The 16,614-nt window shown below is 35.6% G+C and carries 20 protein-coding genes and 1 tRNA gene; 9 read left to right on the forward strand and 12 right to left on the reverse strand.

The window, feature by feature from the left end; translation table 11 throughout:
- Positions 1 to 103: 103 nt before the first annotated feature.
- Positions 104 to 1,075 (forward strand): phosphate ABC transporter substrate-binding protein PstS, encoded by a 972-nt coding sequence (pstS, locus tag SOI85_RS02580; protein ID WP_320664674.1) that lies wholly within the window; start codon positions 104 to 106, stop codon positions 1,073 to 1,075.
- A gap of 163 nt (positions 1,076 to 1,238) precedes the next feature.
- Positions 1,239 to 1,595 (forward strand): Spx/MgsR family RNA polymerase-binding regulatory protein, encoded by a 357-nt coding sequence (locus SOI85_RS02585; protein WP_320664675.1) that lies wholly within the window; start codon positions 1,239 to 1,241, stop codon positions 1,593 to 1,595.
- A gap of 28 nt (positions 1,596 to 1,623) precedes the next feature.
- Here SOI85_RS02585 and SOI85_RS02590 read toward each other — a convergent pair whose 3' ends face one another.
- The gene (locus SOI85_RS02590) at positions 1,624 to 1,908 is read right to left on the reverse strand and encodes a hypothetical protein (RefSeq protein WP_320664676.1); all 285 of its coding nucleotides are present in this window, start codon (positions 1,906 to 1,908) and stop codon (positions 1,624 to 1,626) included.
- A 768-nt stretch (positions 1,909 to 2,676) separates the two neighbouring features.
- Here SOI85_RS02590 and SOI85_RS02595 point away from each other — a divergent pair.
- Positions 2,677 to 2,838 (forward strand): hypothetical protein, encoded by a 162-nt coding sequence (locus SOI85_RS02595; RefSeq protein ID WP_320664677.1) that lies wholly within the window; start codon positions 2,677 to 2,679, stop codon positions 2,836 to 2,838.
- Between the two features lie 193 nt (positions 2,839 to 3,031).
- Here the strand turns inward: SOI85_RS02595 and SOI85_RS02600 are convergent, their stop codons facing one another.
- The 6 genes from SOI85_RS02600 to SOI85_RS02625 form a co-directional block, all read right to left on the reverse strand.
- Complete coding sequence (locus SOI85_RS02600) at positions 3,032 to 3,259, reverse strand: hypothetical protein (protein ID WP_320664678.1); 228 nt, start codon at positions 3,257 to 3,259, stop codon at positions 3,032 to 3,034.
- A gap of 227 nt (positions 3,260 to 3,486) precedes the next feature.
- A complete protein-coding gene (locus SOI85_RS02605; RefSeq protein WP_320664679.1) occupies positions 3,487 to 3,663 on the reverse strand; it encodes a hypothetical protein in 177 nt (58 codons plus the stop codon).
- Positions 3,660 to 3,962: a DUF3303 domain-containing protein gene (locus tag SOI85_RS02610; RefSeq protein WP_320664680.1), complete on the reverse strand. Its 303-nt coding sequence runs from the start codon at positions 3,960 to 3,962 to the stop codon at positions 3,660 to 3,662. Before SOI85_RS02610 ends, SOI85_RS02605 begins: the two co-directional genes overlap by 4 nt.
- A gap of 128 nt (positions 3,963 to 4,090) precedes the next feature.
- On the reverse strand, positions 4,091 to 4,420 hold the full coding sequence (locus SOI85_RS02615) for a hypothetical protein (RefSeq protein WP_320664681.1): 330 nt from the start codon (positions 4,418 to 4,420) through the stop codon (positions 4,091 to 4,093).
- 398 nt (positions 4,421 to 4,818) lie between these two features.
- Positions 4,819 to 5,157, reverse strand: coding sequence for a hypothetical protein (locus tag SOI85_RS02620; protein WP_320664682.1), 339 nt, complete (start codon positions 5,155 to 5,157; stop codon positions 4,819 to 4,821).
- Positions 5,158 to 5,196: 39 nt separating this feature from the next.
- Positions 5,197 to 5,268: transfer RNA gene (locus tag SOI85_RS02625), tRNA-Lys, on the reverse strand.
- Between the two features lie 110 nt (positions 5,269 to 5,378).
- Between SOI85_RS02625 and trmFO the strand changes: the two genes are divergently transcribed.
- Together trmFO and crtH are read left to right on the forward strand one after the other, a co-directional pair.
- Positions 5,379 to 6,791: an FADH(2)-oxidizing methylenetetrahydrofolate--tRNA-(uracil(54)-C(5))-methyltransferase TrmFO gene (gene trmFO / locus SOI85_RS02630; RefSeq protein ID WP_320664683.1), complete on the forward strand. Its 1,413-nt coding sequence runs from the start codon at positions 5,379 to 5,381 to the stop codon at positions 6,789 to 6,791.
- Between the two features lie 19 nt (positions 6,792 to 6,810).
- Positions 6,811 to 8,379: a carotenoid isomerase gene (gene crtH, locus SOI85_RS02635; RefSeq protein WP_320664684.1), complete on the forward strand. Its 1,569-nt coding sequence runs from the start codon at positions 6,811 to 6,813 to the stop codon at positions 8,377 to 8,379.
- A gap of 8 nt (positions 8,380 to 8,387) precedes the next feature.
- Here the strand turns inward: crtH and SOI85_RS02640 are convergent, their stop codons facing one another.
- Positions 8,388 to 9,083 (reverse strand): response regulator transcription factor, encoded by a 696-nt coding sequence (locus SOI85_RS02640; RefSeq protein WP_320665099.1) that lies wholly within the window; start codon positions 9,081 to 9,083, stop codon positions 8,388 to 8,390.
- Positions 9,084 to 9,240: 157 nt separating this feature from the next.
- Here SOI85_RS02640 and SOI85_RS02645 point away from each other — a divergent pair, with 157 nt between their 5' ends.
- On the forward strand, positions 9,241 to 9,507 hold the full coding sequence (locus SOI85_RS02645) for a DUF6761 family protein (RefSeq protein ID WP_320664685.1): 267 nt from the start codon (positions 9,241 to 9,243) through the stop codon (positions 9,505 to 9,507).
- A gap of 8 nt (positions 9,508 to 9,515) precedes the next feature.
- On the opposite strand, the gene grxD is transcribed toward SOI85_RS02645, so the two are convergent.
- The 4 genes from grxD to SOI85_RS02665 are packed head-to-tail and all read right to left on the reverse strand — an operon-like array spanning position 9,516 to position 11,391.
- A complete protein-coding gene (gene grxD / locus SOI85_RS02650) occupies positions 9,516 to 9,839 on the reverse strand; it encodes a Grx4 family monothiol glutaredoxin (RefSeq protein ID WP_320664686.1) in 324 nt (107 codons plus the stop codon).
- Between the two features lie 22 nt (positions 9,840 to 9,861).
- Complete coding sequence (locus tag SOI85_RS02655) at positions 9,862 to 10,095, reverse strand: BolA family transcriptional regulator (protein WP_320664687.1); 234 nt, start codon at positions 10,093 to 10,095, stop codon at positions 9,862 to 9,864.
- Between the two features lie 45 nt (positions 10,096 to 10,140).
- On the reverse strand, positions 10,141 to 10,668 hold the full coding sequence (locus SOI85_RS02660; RefSeq protein WP_320664688.1) for a hypothetical protein: 528 nt from the start codon (positions 10,666 to 10,668) through the stop codon (positions 10,141 to 10,143).
- Positions 10,669 to 10,710: 42 nt separating this feature from the next.
- The gene (locus tag SOI85_RS02665; protein WP_320664689.1) at positions 10,711 to 11,391 is read right to left on the reverse strand and encodes a lysophospholipid acyltransferase family protein; all 681 of its coding nucleotides are present in this window, start codon (positions 11,389 to 11,391) and stop codon (positions 10,711 to 10,713) included.
- A 490-nt stretch (positions 11,392 to 11,881) separates the two neighbouring features.
- Between SOI85_RS02665 and SOI85_RS02670 the strand changes: the two genes are divergently transcribed.
- From SOI85_RS02670 to SOI85_RS02680, 3 genes are all read left to right on the forward strand, one after another.
- Positions 11,882 to 12,622 carry a pyridoxine 5'-phosphate synthase gene (locus SOI85_RS02670; RefSeq protein ID WP_320664690.1) on the forward strand — a complete coding sequence of 247 codons (741 nt, stop codon included), beginning with the start codon at positions 11,882 to 11,884 and terminating at the stop codon, positions 12,620 to 12,622.
- Between the two features lie 137 nt (positions 12,623 to 12,759).
- On the forward strand, positions 12,760 to 16,050 hold the full coding sequence (locus SOI85_RS02675; RefSeq protein WP_320664691.1) for an exodeoxyribonuclease V subunit gamma: 3,291 nt from the start codon (positions 12,760 to 12,762) through the stop codon (positions 16,048 to 16,050).
- A gap of 4 nt (positions 16,051 to 16,054) precedes the next feature.
- On the forward strand, positions 16,055 to 16,612 hold the full coding sequence (locus tag SOI85_RS02680) for a methyltransferase family protein (RefSeq protein WP_320664692.1): 558 nt from the start codon (positions 16,055 to 16,057) through the stop codon (positions 16,610 to 16,612).
- The last annotated feature ends 2 nt before the right edge of the window (positions 16,613 to 16,614 follow it).

Here is a 16,614-nt window from a genome sequence, read left to right on the forward strand (position 1 = left end):
AAAATTTATAATCTGAAATTAACCTGAAAAAATTTATTTTAAACATTTTTGCTTTTTCTTTTATCAATACTACTAATCTAAAAAAAATATCTTTTTAATGAAGATGACCTGCATCAAAAAGGCAATTTCATTTTTTTCATTTTTTGTGGTTGGGTTAAGCGCTAATGCATTAGCTGGAATGAGGATCAGTGGAGCAGGAGCAACTTTTCCCTCCAAAATTTACACTCGATGGTTTGCCGATCTATCCAAGTCTCGAGGCATAAGGGTTAACTACCAAGCGATAGGTTCTGGAGCAGGTCGCAAGGCCTTTATGGATCAAACTGTAAATTTCGGAGCTTCTGATGATCCAATGAAAGATGAGGATATAGAAAAGATAACTCGAGGTTTAATCCAAATACCAATGATCGGGGGAACAATTGCTTTTGGCTACAACCATAATTGCGACTTACAACTAACACAGAAACAAGCCGTAAATCTTGCTCTAGGAAACATCAAGAATTGGAGCGAACTAAACTGTCCTTCAGGGAAAATACTTTGGGTTCATCGTTCTGATGGCTCTGGAACTACCAAAGCATTCACCAGTTCGATGCAATCATTCTCAAAAGACTGGTTTCTTGGTACAGGAAAATCTGTAAAGTGGCCTTCTGGTATAGGAGCCAAAGGGAACGCTGGGGTTGCTGGAGCTATTAGAAACACACCTGGAGCTATTGGATATCTAAATCAGTCATACATAAGAGGAAATATAAAAGCAGCGGCCATAAAAAACCTATCTGGTGAGTTCATAAAACCAACAAGAGAAAGTGGTGCTATAGCACTTAACGAAATATCCCTCGATAAAAACCTTGCAGGGAGTAATCCTAACCCCAAAGGTAAAGGTGCTTATCCGATTTCAACCTTGACCTGGGTACTGGCTTATGAAACAGGTAATGGAAAAAATAGCAATGTATTAAAAGAAGTTTTTTCGACCTTATTAAGCAAAGAATATCAAGACAAGGCTAGCGATCTTGGATACATTCCTTTAGAAGGTAAAATACTCTCTAAATCGCTTAACGCAATTAATCGCATTAGCAAATAATAGATTAACTATTTTTTAAAATTAAATCTAAAAACAATCTCTACTTATATTACTATTTTAAAGTGTTTCTATGAATTAACTTCTTATAGATAATTAATTAACGATATTTCATTTACCTCAATTAAAGATATATTATTAGAATAAAGTTCTACATCATTTTAAAATGCCAGAAAAAATAATACTATATGGATATTCTCGATGTAATACTTGTAGGAAAGCAGAGAAGTGGCTTAAAAAAAATAAAATAAATTTTGACTCAATTGATATTATTGATAATCCTCCAGATAAAAAGATGATTTTAAAGGCTATAAGACAGTATGGTCACAAGAAATTCTTATTTAATACTAGTGGACTTAGTTATAGAGCTATTGGGGCAAAGAAAATAAAACAATTAAGCGAAGATGAATCTATAGAGGCTCTACTAAATGATCCCAAGTTGATCAAAAGACCTTTAATTATTAATAAGGATAAAATTCTAATTGGATTTAAAGAAATTGAATGGGAGGAAGTATTTCTTTAAGCTACCGATTTACAGACAAATTAACTATTTATTGGAAGTACTTAAACGGAAAGAAGATAACATCAGGCCCAGCAAGTATGACTGAACAGCCAATGATCAAAGCAATCACCTGAACGCCGAAGTACTGCTTCCAACGGTAACTAAAAGCACTGGATTCAGTATCTAGTCCCCAGCCCGCTTGTGGTTCATTTTGAGGAAGTCCATAAAAAAATATTTGAGAAATTTGAAATAAAATCAAACCTCCTGTTATGGCTGCCAAAGGATTAAACCCTCCAAAAGCTATTGTTCCAAGAAAATGAGGTGCGAAAAGCATCTTTTAGTCTTTTGTCATGCCAACCATTAATAGCCTATATCCCTGAAATAGTTGCAAAAGATCAATGAGACGTTACAAAAACGTATTAATTTATTGTGCCTACAAATATTACAAGAAAAAATCAATGCGGTGAATTTAAGAATCCATTGAAAACCAATTCAGTATTTTTTATTAGTCATAGCCTTGATTAAAAAATTGTTCCTTTTATTCACTACAAACAAAATATATCTATATCAAGCTAACGATTATAGTATTACTAGCTAGTTTTAAAGGCCTTACTCCGTTTGTTAAATCTTTTTTCTGCAAATTTAAAGAGTCCTATGATAAAAGGTATATGAGCAATACCTCCTACGGCTACTAGTGTTTGAGTGTAGGCCATAATCTTTTTATAACTTTATATAGAATATAATTGAGAACAGGGTATATGATGATTTATTTTTATTTCGTAATCTATTTTATTAAATAATAAAATCATGGCAAATTTTATTAAATTTAATCTAAAAACTAATATCTAAGAAGATTAAGGTATTTACAGAACTCTATTAAAAATCTTAGGGGGATCAATTTTATTATTAATGCAAGCTTGCCTTCATTAGGTTTACCTGGTTAAAGCTTTTAAAGTAATTTAGAATGATTAGAATATTGAATAATTTCTAAAAAGAGTTAAAACAAGCCACCACAAGGCTCTAGCTTATAAAGTTGATATGGTTAACGTCAAGATTTAAGGAGATTATTTGACAAAATAAAGAAAATTTAGTATAAAGAATTATGGAAAATAAAATTAAAAAGAAGTTAGCAAAATTGGACTCTCTTACCAATTTTGAGGAAATTGACCACAGATTAGCCTGTGGCTGGCATGTTGAGATAGAAGGTAGCGGGCAAAGGAAAAGATATCTTAGACAATTGAAGCCTGAAAGTAAGGTCGCATAGGATCGAAAAAGGTAGTATTTTATAAAAAATTCTCTTCAAATTTTTACTATAAATGAATTATACCGCCACATTTGGCATATTAGTAATATTTTTTTTATGGGTAATTATAGCAACAGTTTGGTGGTCCAGAAAGATGACATCTCTTAATGATCAGGCAGAAGAATTAAGGAGGCGCAAAAAAATCAATTAAGAACTAACCAATAATCTTCCAGATCCCTCCTTCTGGTATTTCTGGCGGTTGATTTAAATCAGTAGGCTCAGTAGATCGAACTCGCCATTCAGGAACTCGACAAGATACATATGAAGGGCTCTCAATCAATATCCCAGGCTTCTCGTCTTTAGTACCAGTAAAGCCTCCCTTCCAGTAACCCTGCTCCTTTATAGATCCTTTAAACCAAACCCAGCAACTCTCTTTTAGCATTGAAAATTACTGGTACACAAAGCTAATAATTAGAATACACTATAGAATAAATTATGATATGTATTTAGAGATTAATAAAGCAATATCTTTAATCTCTATAAATAATGATGCCTCCCTAATTTGATAAATTATTTATAAGCTTTTAATAAATTATTCTCAAAGAATAATTAGTATTTAATATCTTCTAATACTATTTTTAATATCGATTGAATTCTCACTTCTACGCATCAATCTTCATCTTCTTCCTCTGAATTAATAAATGAATCCATGAGTTTTTTATATTCATTTTCTTGAGAGCTTTTTGTAAAACCTATTATAAATAAAAGAGATGAACCCACAATTAATGAAATTATAAATGGGTTTAATCCCATTTCATTCATATTCAAAGCAAAGGTTAAATTCATTTTCTCATCTCTTTATATACAGAAAGAAATTCCTCTGTCGTTAAACCTGGCTTATATTGCCAAATCATTCCGAATTTCTCTCGCCATGGCCCAAATACTCTATATAACACAGCTGCATTTTTAGCTTTGCAAATAACTATACCAGTCCCATCCTGGGGAGTGTGGATCCAAGAAATCCTTTCATAACCATCTGGAGTTTGCTCTGATTCTCCACTTTCTACGTAATCAAGCAATGCATCAAGGGCAAACGTTTGATCTTCTGAAGACTCAAATTTCCATGTCACGACATAAAGCTGCATGTGAATAATTTAATTAATACTTACTATTTTGATCTCAAGAATCAATGCAAGCAATCTAAAAGTTATAACCCTTACAAAGGAACAAGAGATTAAAAGGTAATAAGTAGATGCAAAAGAAATTTTAGATTTTATCTGCTTCTTTTCTCTTTAATACGAGGCTCAACTTGTCTAAATAAAACTTTTGTTCTCAATAGGATTTGTCTACCTGAACTTAAAAAGCTATATCTAAGAGCTTTTCCTGATTTAAACATTGCTTCTCCTATTGCTTTGGCTCTTGTGATTTCTATTTTATAAGCACGGGCAATAGCCTTTTCTGCATCAATATTTGCAAGTTTTGCCTGAGCCGCTAATTTTTTTGTTTTTGATTTTGGAATAATTGAAAGTGTACTTTCAGGCTCCTGCCATTTCCATAACCAACCCTGTCTAGTGGGCGTAATTGATGATTCTTTTTTAGCCATTTAGATTGAACCAGAGTTACAAAGCTATAGCCTCTGTCTTAACTTAATGGGTTTATAGGCGATCAAAAACCATTAAGGGAGAAAATATACAGTACGCCTGAAAAGTTTTGATCAAACTGCTTTTGATGGGCACGTAGATTGGGAGCCCTATCAATCTATATATCAAATCAAAACAACTTGGAAAGCAAGCTCTGAATCTGTGCACGTAAACACTTTTAAAGTGGGGAGGAATTGGCCAAAGCCCAGAAATAAAGAACAAAATTAGCGCTTATAGCAGCAGCAACAGAAAATTTCTTCACCTTGAAAAGCAAGATATAACAATAATCAAACTTAAGAACCAACTATTTAGCGAGCATTTGTTAGCCCTCCAAAACAAATTACTAGATTTGGCAGGCCATCTAAGGAAGGTAAATTAAACCTGAATTTCTACACGAATTCAATGCATCCTTAACTTCCAGAATAGCTTTATTAGACCTATATGATTTATCCTTCAGTTGAAAAGGTTCAACAAGGTCTCCTTTCTTATCTAATCTTATTCGAGAAGAGAACCAAGTTCCTTTCTTGGGAATAGAAGCCCTGCAATAAATCCTGTTTGTCTTTGAATCAATTTTGCGCTCAATAATCCATATATTGACTTTGTCCAGATATGAAAATTTATCTAATCCCGCTAAAGCACTTTTGAAAAAAATAGAATAAATAAAGAGCATAAAGAAAAGAATTTTTTTAGAAACCTTCATATTCTTAAAATTTTCTCAATCTAATTACTTAAAAATGAATGGGTCGCCTGAGATTCGAACTCAGGACCAGCCGGTTAAAAGCCGGATGCTCTACCGCTGAGCTAGCGACCCTTGATGCATCTTTTCCTCGATGAAGTTATCACGCTACCTATCTTGAAATAAAATAGCTACAAGGACAAATTAATTTTGTACGCTGAAGCTAACAAAAGTGGTCGAAAAAATTGAATGAAAATAAATCAGTAATAATCATTGGAGGAGGACTCGCTGGGGCTGAAGCAGCTTGGCAAGCCGCAATTTCAGGTATAGAGGTAATTCTTATCGAAATGAGGCCTATTAATAAATCACCCGCTCATCACACTGATGAATTTGCCGAACTTGTTTGCAGTAATAGCTTTGGAGCTTTAAGTAGTGATAGAGCAGCAGGCCTTCTTAAACAAGAGTTACGTGAATTAAATTCTCTAGTAATAGAAACTGCTGATAGGCATTCAGTACCAGCCGGAGGAGCTCTTGCTGTTGATAGAAGTAAATTTAGTGCTGCAATTACTGAAAAGCTCTATTCGCATCCTCATATAACCGTAAAAAGAGAAGAATTAAAATCCTTACCTTCTGAAAAGCAATTATCCATTATTGCAACTGGCCCTCTTACTGGTGAGTGCTTAGCGAATGACTTGAAAAAATTCACAGGAGAAGAAGAATGCCATTTTTACGATGCTGCTAGCCCAATTATTTCTGGAGAAAGTATTGACTTTTCAATAGCCTTTCCTGCCAGCAGATATGACAAAGGAGATTCAGATTATTTGAACTGTCCTATGAATGAATCTGAATACAAGGAATTCAGGAAAGAATTAATGAAAGCAAATCAGAGCGAATTAAAAGACTTTGAAAAGGATAGTGCCAAATTTTTTGAAGGATGCCTCCCTATAGAAGAACTCGCCAGAAGAGGTGAAGACACTATGAGATATGGTCCACTTAAACCCATTGGGATATGGGATCCTAGATGGGGAGATTTATATGATCCAGATATAAGAAAAGAAAAAAGAGCTTATGCAATTGTCCAATTGAGGAAAGAAGATAAGCAAGGACAATTATGGAATCTGGTGGGATTTCAAACCAATCTGAAATGGGAAGAACAAAAAAGAGTTTTCAAAATGATTCCTGGTCTTAAAAATGCCGATTTCATTCGGCTAGGAGTAATGCATAGAAATACTTTCCTAGAATCGCCAAAGCTTTTAAAACCAACACTTCAATTCAAAAAAAGATTAAATCTTTTAGCTGCTGGACAAATAACCGGTACTGAAGGATATGCTACTGCCGTTGCAGGGGGCTGGATTGCTGGTATAAATGCTGCCCTCATAGCAAAAGGAGAGCAACCTATTACTCTCCCATCAACTACGATGATGGGAGCATTAACTCATTTTGTTAGTGGTCATGAGGACCTTTATACAAGATCACAAAAGAAAGGTGTTTTTCAACCTATGCCAGCGAACTTTGGTATCTTACCAAAACTACCAAAACATCTACCTAATAAAAGAGCTCGTTATAGCGCTTACCGTGATAGAGCCTTAGCAGAAATTTATCAGTTCAAAAGGAACCTACCTAAATCTCTACTTAAAGATAGATATTCCCCAAAATAAATCCAACTCACTTGATATCATGAAATCATTCACTCAATCCGATACCGATACCGATACCATTACCTGGGATGCAATAGTAATTGGCTCAGGTATAGGTGGCTTAGTTACAGCAAGTCAATTATCGGCGAAGGGAGCAAAAGTCCTTGTATTAGAAAGTTATTTAATACCAGGTGGAAGCGGTGGATCATTCAAAAGAAAAGGGTATACATTTGATGTTGGTGCATCTATGATCTTTGGGTTTGGCAACCAAGGATATACTAATCTTCTTACAAGGGCTTTATCGGATGTAGGGGAAGAGTGTGAGACAATTCCAGATCCTGTTCAGTTGGCTTATCATTTACCTAACAACTTAGAAGTAGCTGTTAAAAGAGATTACCAAGAATTCATATCAGACTTATGTTCTTGTTTCCCTCACGAAGAATCTGGAATAAAGAAATTCTACCAAAAGTGCTGGGATGTATTTAATTGCCTTGATGCAATGCCATTACTTTCAATAGAAGATCCAAAGTACCTAGCAAAAGTTTTTTTCAAGGCACCTTTTTCGTGCCTTGGACTTGCAAAGTGGTTACCAGTGAATGTCGGAGAAATAGCCTCTCAATATATTAAAGACCCAGAGTTACTTCGTTTTATCGACATTGAATGTTTTTGCTGGTCAGTTATGCCAGCAAGCCTGACTCCAATGATCAATGCAGGAATGGTCTTTTCTGATCGACATGCAGGTGGTATTAACTATCCCAAAGGAGGTGTCGGAAAAATTGCTGAAGGCCTTGTTAAAGGCCTCGAAAAAAATGGTGGTAAAATTAAATACAAATCAAAGGTCAAAAGAGTTCTAGTAAGAAAGAATAAAGCATATGGAGTTGAATTATTAAATGGCGAAAAGGTATTTGCAAATATCATAATTTCAAATGCAACACGTTGGAATACCTTTGGAGGAGAAGGAGTCAAAGAGCCTCTGATAGATCTTGACGACACTCCAAATAACGAGAAAAAATGGAGAAATAGATACAAACCTTCTCCATCCTTTTTGTCACTACATATTGGCGTTAATGATGTGGCCATTCCTGAGAATATGGACTGCCATCATTTGATCTTAAAAAAATGGGATGAAATGGAAAAAGAGCAAGGAGTTGCCTTTGTCTCAATACCTACTCTCCTAGATAAATCATTATCTCCAAAAGGATCTCATATAGTTCATGCATTTACTCCTTCATCAATTAATAAATGGGAAAATATAAGCAATAAGGATTACTTAGCTAAAAAAGAACAAGATTCAAATCAACTCATTAATAAAATTGAAAGTATCTTGCCGAACATAAAAGAAAATATTAATCATATTGAGGTTGGGACCCCTAAAAGTCATAGGAGATTTCTCGGACGTCATAAAGGTAGTTACGGTCCTATTCCTAATTTCAAACTACCTGGTTTATTACCTATGCCATTTAATAGCACAGGTATAAAAAACTTCTACTGCGTTGGTGATTCATGCTTCCCAGGGCAAGGTTTAAATGCCGTTGCCTTTAGCGGCTTCGCATGTGCTCATCTAATTGGATCAAAGTTAGGAATAAACAAATGGTCTCTGCCTAAATAAATACGAATTTAAGATGGCAATGTATCCAAGCTAAATCTATACCCCTGTTGACGGACAGTGGTAATACCACCTCCATCACCAAGGCCTGCTTGTTCAAGCTTCCTGCGAAGAGTTAATACCTGTGTATCCACTGATCGAGGCCCACCACTAAAAGGAGGCCATGCCATCCTTAAGAGTTCATTACGACTGCGTACCATACCTGGTGGCATTAATAATGCACATAAAAGAGCAAATTCTCTCGGACTCAATTCAACTGGCTTTTCTCTCAATGTGACTTGACGTAAAAGAAGATGTACTTCAAGTGGTCCGACAGAAACTCTTTCTTGCAGGCCAATTCGACCTCTTTTTAAAAGAGTTCTGCATCTTGCTGCTAATTCTTCTAACCCAAATGGCTTTCTTAAAACATCGTCTGCACCATCATCAAGTAAGCCAACTAAAGGTTCTACTCCTGATCTAGCTGTTAAGACAATTACCGAACATCCCAATTGTTGAGCCAAGCGCAGAGCAGAATTCTGCTCTAACAACTCTGCACTTACTAAAAGGTCAGGAGATTGCTCTCTGCACAAATCAACAGCCTCGTTAGCGGAACTAACAGCTGCCGCAAGATGTCCATCTTGTCTAAGCCTCTGAACTAAAACAGTCCTAAGGGTTGGATGAGGCTCTACAACAAGGACCTTAGATGGACTTTGAGTTGTGGCCTGAATGGATTGAGCCCCAGTAGCGACTGGGCTCTGTTCGTTTGAAAGGAGGTCTGAAGAAATAGAGGTCACAGGCCTAAAAATGGCTCAATTTGAAAGAGCTTCGTTAAAATAAAGCATCCACAGGACAATCTGTAAATTATGCATGTGGAGATTGCACACTATGACATCATTTGATGCTCCAGAAACAATAAGGCACTTCCAATCAATATGTGATGCCTGTCAGGATCTAGTAAGCAAATATCACACTCAATCTGATTTGAGACTATACGCAGACGGGTATTTAAACGCTTTACGAAATTGTAGGAATTTGGAAAGAAAAGATCAGGAAAAGCTAGAGAAGGTTATTGAAAAATGGATACTTGATCCATCTAGCTTTATTGGACCTGACGGAGATATTCGTAATCTGTTCTTCCAGAAAGAATTTTGATCTAAATATCAAGAAGCCAAAGCAATTTCAAGCTTTTCCAGCAGTTCTCCAGAGTTATACATTTCAATCAAAATATCTGAGCCTCCCATAAATTCTCCTTTCACATACACCTGTGGAATGGTAGGCCAATTAGAATAATCCTTTATACCTTCTCTTATTTCCATGTCTGAAAGGACATCAAAGGTATCAAAATTTACGCCAAGAGCGTTAAGGATCTGAACAACATTATTGGAAAATCCACATTGAGGCATTAATTTAGTGCCTTTCATGAAAACCAGTATTGGGCTTGAATTGATCAACCCTTCGATTCGATCCTTTGTATTAGTCTCCATAATCACAAAATAATTAAATGAATTAATTAGGAGTAGAGGTATTCAAGGCTAAAGCATGAATAGACTCATTAGCCATTTCATTAGAAAGTGCCCCATAAATCATTTGATGCTGTTTTATTAGAGAAACACCTTCAAATGCAGAAGAAACCACATTCACTTGGAAGTGATCTCCTCCGCCATTGAGATCTTCAACAGTAACTTTTGCGTCAGGTATCACCCTAATAATCGCAGAAATAACTTCCTCTTGTTTAATCATAGAAAATTCAAAAATTTGAAATTTTAAGGAAAAAAGAAATATTGATCAATTTCTTTGCCTTCCAGCATAAGGAGTTTCAACAAAACCTAGTTCTAAAAGAGACTGATAGGCTTTCTGACCATCTGCCTTGGTAGGTGACATAATTTTCACAACTTCTATAAGCAATGGAACTGCTATTTCTGGTTGATTCTGTCTTCTGAATAAAGCCGCTAACCTGAGATTAATTTTAGCTAACAAAGATTGAGCTTCTCTTCCTTTTGAATCCATTTCTCGAGGAATTCTTGCATCGATCCCACGGAAGGCACCATTAACATCTCTATAAAAGCCTAATAATTGCCTAGTTAAAAGCCTCGCCTTGTCATAAGACTTTCTTGCCTGAACTAAATCATTTTTGGATATAGCTTTATCACCTTTATCAATAAGGTCTTTAACGGTAAAAAGATTAAGTCCAGTCTTTTTACTAGCCAATACCTTGTAATCAGAAGAGGCAGGTTGCGCAGATAAAATCGGGATTTGATAGAAAACCAATCCTGCAATAATTAAAAGTGAGGCTTTAGGAAATCGAAAAACCATCTATTGGTAAAAGTACAATATACAGAGACTTTAGATCCCCTGTTATTTTCGGCCAACTGCTTTAAGGGACATTTCTTCCGCTAAATGCATTTTCTCAGATAAAATAACGTTAAAATTTTTTGCTCCAATCTTTTCAAAATCAGAGATTTTCAAAGGGTTAGCAAAGCAGATTGCAGCCAAACCAAGTGGATTAGGAATTATTTCGCTGTAACTTATCCCTATTGGTAAAACGTTAATCTCAACTCCCTGCTTATGCGCAAGTTGTGCAATACGAAATAATCCCTCCTTAAGTCTTTTAGGATTACTACTTCGTCTAATTCTCCCTTCAGGAAATACAACCAACTGTTCTCCTTGAACCAATAAGTCAACCGAATATCTCAAGCTAAGCAAAGAAGGGCAATATTGATCTATAGAGAAACATCCAAGTCGATTCAAAAACCAACCTTGCAAACCTTTCATTTCAGATTGAGTAACCATAAATCTACAATCTCTATTTGTAACCCTCCTCCCTGCAGCCATTGTTAGCATCAAAGCATCCCAACGAGATCGATGAGTAGGTGCCAGTACCACTGATCCTTTTAGTGGCAAGTTTTCCTGACCTAAGATTATTCTTTTACTGAAAAAATATCGTAATGCAAAATCCTGCGTAACTCCCATAGCAATACGGCTTAGGAGTGGGTCAATCCCTAGACATGCCTTTTTCTCGCGATCAACTAGGGACAAGTGCTCCTTCACCAAATGTTTATTTAGTCCTAAATTTAACTAGAAATGTATTCCTAATTCAATAAAAAGGGCAGTTGCATTAGCGTCTAGGCTGAGAATGGTTTGGCCATAAAGAAGAAAATGGGCTTATTAAGCTATAAATTCTGGGTATAATTTCTTCTATGTATCAAAAAAGAAAGAATTTGATAGTCAAATATGAATCAAAAGCCTTTATAAAAGCTAAATTTAATATGCTGTATATATCTTTCTAAAGATTTTTTATCTCTATGAATAATATTAATAAATTGATCTAAGCAAAAAATATTAAGCAAATTAATTGAAAATAGAAAATAAATATATTAAAATATTTTCAAATAAAATCATCTATTACTCGTCTTATTTAAATTCTATACTTACAGAAATAAATATAATAATAATTAAAAATTTACTTAAATTCAGCCACTAAATAACTATGCAATTAATATGAGCAGGACTTGTACCCAGAGAAGAAATGCCAAATCTTGGGGTTAATATCGATCACATTGCGAATGTGAGACAGGCTCGAAGAGCAAACGAACCGAACCCAGTTTCCTTAGCGTTTTTAGCTGAACTAGGAGGTGCTGATGGAATAACTGTCCACCTAAGAGAAGATAGAAGGCACATTCAGGATAAAGATTTAGAGTTACTAAGAAAAACAATATCGACAAGATTGAACCTAGAAATGGCTGCTACTCAGGAGATGCTTGACATAGCGATTAGGACCAAGCCATACATGGTAACTCTAGTACCTGAAAAACGAGAAGAAGTGACAACAGAAGGAGGATTAAATGTTATTAGTCAAAAAGAATACTTAAAAGAATTTACAAGAGAGCTGCAGTCAAAGGATATACCAGTAAGTTTGTTTATTGATCCAAGCTTAACGCAAATTGATGCCTCGAATGAAATAAATTGCAAGTGGATAGAATTACATACAGGTAAATATGCAAGTGCAACTAATACAACACAATTAAGTGAGCTGTCTATAATTAAAGAAGCTACAATTTATGCAACCAGTCTTGGACTGAGAGTAAATGCAGGGCATGGTCTCACCTATCAAAACGTAGAGCCCATAGCATCAATAAAGGGTATTGAAGAACTAAATATTGGTCATACTATAATATCAAGATCAATTGCCACAGGACTTAAAGAAGCTGTTAGAGAAATGAAATTACTTATTTTAAACCCACGTGAAGATCGCTTAATTAATAGTTAACTTTTAGAGAAGACTAAAAGCAATCAACAATTCCTCCAATGGAATATTAATTATAGAAAGAAATTTCTAGTAAAGAAAAGCCATAATCAATAATATAGAGATACAGTTAAAAATAAAAGTTTTCCTTCTTAAGAAAATTGCTAACCATATATCGCAGTAACAGAGCTGAATGGTTAGCAAAGTTGTTAGCCGAACAACTTCGTCTCGCACCACCTAATGTTTGCAGGACAGTAGAAGTCATGGTTAACACATGGCCAACTAGCAGATGGTTAGGGGAACAAATAGCTTTAACTAATGGCATAAACTCTCAAACAAAATTTCCATTCCCTGGTTCATGCATTAGAAGCCTTGTATATAAGGTATTAGAAGTAAAAGCTGAAGAAATCGATCGTTGGAGTACCCATCAACTAATTTGGCCATTACTAGAAGAATTGCCGAATCTTGTTAAATATGAAGAAGCTAGTGATCTAAAGGATTGGATAGACAATAAAAAAATAAACCTGGATGAACTGAATATTGAGACATGGAAACTTGCAAAAAGTATTGCTGAAGTTTTTGATGACTACATTCTTTATAGGCCTGACTTAATTCAATCATGGCTGAATTTGGAAACACAACATGAGAGAACCCCTTTAACCCTTACTTGCAATGAAAAGTGGCAACAAACCTTGTTTAGATTAATAAGTAAGAAAATTGGTAGTAAGCCCCTTTGTATTCATATCAAAAGAGCTATCGAAATACTTAAAGTCAACAATATTTCCGACAAAGGGCTTCCTAATGAAATTCATCTATTTGGAATAACAACTCTTGCTCCCATCCAAATTGAATTTTTACAGGCTCTTTCTGGTTCAATCGATATTCAAATCTTCCTACTCACTCCTTGCAAAGACCTTTGGCAGAGATTTAAGCAACGTAGAGACATTCTTAGTAGTAAATGGAATGAGCAACTTGATGAATTATGGCTCCTAAAATCTCCCCGATTAGAGGCGACATTTGGCCGAATGGGAGCAGAGTTTCAACAATTACTTGAAGGCACAGGTGAAAGTCAATTAGGAGAGATACAAGAAGAAGATCTTTTTGCGCTACCTGCTCAAATATCAAGGAACAATTTCAAGAAAGCATCACTTCTAGAGCAATTGCAAGAAAGACTCGTAAGTGAAGAAAACAAGATAAAGCTAAAACGAGATAAAACAGACGAATCAATACTCTTCATAGAAGCACCAGGACTAAGAAGACAAGTACAACTAGTACGTGATCAAATCATTAGATGGCTTGCAAAAGATGAAACTCTACAGCCAAGAGACATTATAATAATGACCCCTCAGGTAAATCGTTTCTCTCCATTAATCAATTCGATATTTAATGATGTTAATGCTACAGGTATCGATATACCTTGGAGAATAACTGATCGAAGCCAAGAAGATAATCCAGGGCTAATTCATTACATGATCCAACTTCTAGAGATATCAGAGGGTCGCATAACGGCTTCTGCATTGGACAGTTTACTCTCAAATCTAACTCTACAAAAACAAAATAAGTTTAGCCAGGAAGACCTTATAAACATAACGACATGCCTTCAAGAGACAGGATTCAGATGGGGAATTGATGCATCGGAGCGTGATGGTGACGAGACTCATAGTCTCAATTGGTGTCTTGATAGGTGGTTAATGGGATTAATACTTCCAAGTTTGAGAGGTCTTCCTCCAAATGGAATCGCCCCATTTTCGGAAGGAATGGAGACTGATGAGATAATCAAATGGTGGCATCTCTTATCAGACTTGTCTAACCAAATCTCCGAAATTCGTAAGTCAAGAACAGCTACGGAATGGGTAGATCTCTTAAAGAATATAGTTGATCAATCTTTTGGGAACAAAGGTGATTGGGCCTGGGAATATCAAAGTTTCGTCTCAGAAATTGAAAGTTTTCATGATGCCGCTAAAAACTTCAAGAAGAGAATCCCCTGTTCAGTTATCAAGGATATGCTCAAGGAAAAACTATCTAAGAGCGCCACTCGTTTTGGGCACAGAACTGGGAAAGTAACTATCAGTGCGCTAGAGCCAATGAGAGCAATTCCCCATCGAATAATAATTCTAATGGGGCTTGATGAGAACATCTTCCCTCGTAAAGATATCAGGCCAAGTTTTCATTTATTTGATCACACATATAGTTTAGGGGACAAGAAGACAAGTGACCAAGATCGTTATGTACTTTTAGAAGCTCTAATCTCCTGCAGGCAGCACCTACTCCTAACATGGAATAGTCGAGATGAGAGAACTGGCGACAGAATAGAGCCATCATGCCCTGTTCAACAGTTACTTGAATTTATTAACAACGAATTAGGTAAAGAGTATGAAGGCGTATTAAGAAAGCCTCCTTGTAACCCACTTGATAAAGAAAATTTCAAAGGGCCTTCACTTAGTTGTGATAAAAGGGATTTAGGAGCATGCTTATTGCTTAATGAACATCAAAAAAGGAACTCAATAGGAATTGGTATGCCCCTTGAGTGGGACCTAAATAAAACAACTCAAACCAATATACTTTCAAATAAAAAGCTTAAAGAGTGGCTGATTGCTCCACAATTAACCTGGCTAGCGCAAAATCAACTTAGGCCAAAAGAATGGGAAAAGCCTATACAAGATCTTGAATCACTAAGCTTAGATAACTTGCAACGCTATAAGCTCATGGAGAGACGTCTTATTGAGCTGTATAGTAAATCCGATATAGAACCAGAAGATCTAGAACAAGTCTCAGCAAAAAATTTCTGGAAAGATCTCTTAATGGGGAAAGGCGTCTTACCACCAAAAGCCGCAGGAGACATAGAAATAGCATTACTAGAGACCCGATGGCAGAACATCTATAAAATAATTAATGAGATCGGAGAAATAAGAAATCAACAACTTCTCATAGACGATGATGTAAATACTTACCAAATGATAGGAGATGTCGTTCTTACAATTGAGGTAGGAAGACTTAAGAGTAAAAATGTTATGAGCAGCTGGTTAAACCATCTGTTAATCTCAGCAAATGGTATGGAAATCGAAGGTAGTCTTATTATCGCGAGAAAGTCAAAAGAAGAATATGGAGTCCTTTTGAAACTAACTCCAACTCCTCAAGACGAAGCGATTTCAATCCTGACTCAACTAAGATCTTTAGCAAATCAAGGTCTTGAAAGATGTTGGCCCGTCCCACCTGAAAGTGGGTGGGCTTTTGCTAAAGCAAAACAAGATTCTCCGGAAAAAGCAATTAAAAGTTTTAAAGAAAAATGGAATGGGGCCTTTAAAATGGAAGGAGAACGAAAAAATGCGGAAATGCAGCTTTGCTTTGGCTCAGAAACTGATCCATCCATATTCCTAGAGAGTATGGTTTATCAACAGGCTATACCACTTATGTACGACTCCCTAATCAAAAATTTATCATTCAAAAATTAATATTATGAATAAATCAAAAACAAAACTATATCGCCTCAAGAAAGCATTCTCAGGATGGGGAGTCACTTGGTCTGGACTAATAAGAAATAGTGATGGAGAATGGTTGCTAATAGGACAGTTGTTAATTTTATCTCTACACCTGCTTCCTGCGTGGCCCAAGCTAATATCCCTAAATAATACTGCTAGAGGAATACATGAGACAGTTGGCATTGGGATAATTATATTAGGTATGTTGCTTTGCTTAAAATCATTATTTTCTTTAGGCACTAATCTATCACCTATTCCCAAGCCAAAATTCAACTCATCTTTAGTTACATCGAATTCATATAGGTATTATAGGCATCCATTATATAGAGCACTCATAATTAGTTCTATTGGATTTGTATTATATAAACTTAGCTTAGTACACCTTATACTACTTATCTCCTTAATCAAGATATTGATAAGTAAGGCTAAGAGAGAAGAACAATACCTTCAACTAAAATTTTCTTCTTATAGAAAGTATATGGTACTTACTCCTGCAATCTTTAAGAATTTTAGATACCTGGATTGGCGTAAATAATA

The sequence above is a fragment of the Prochlorococcus sp. MIT 1223 genome, assembly GCF_034092465.1.
Lineage (GTDB): Bacteria > Cyanobacteriota > Cyanobacteriia > PCC-6307 > Cyanobiaceae > AG-402-N21.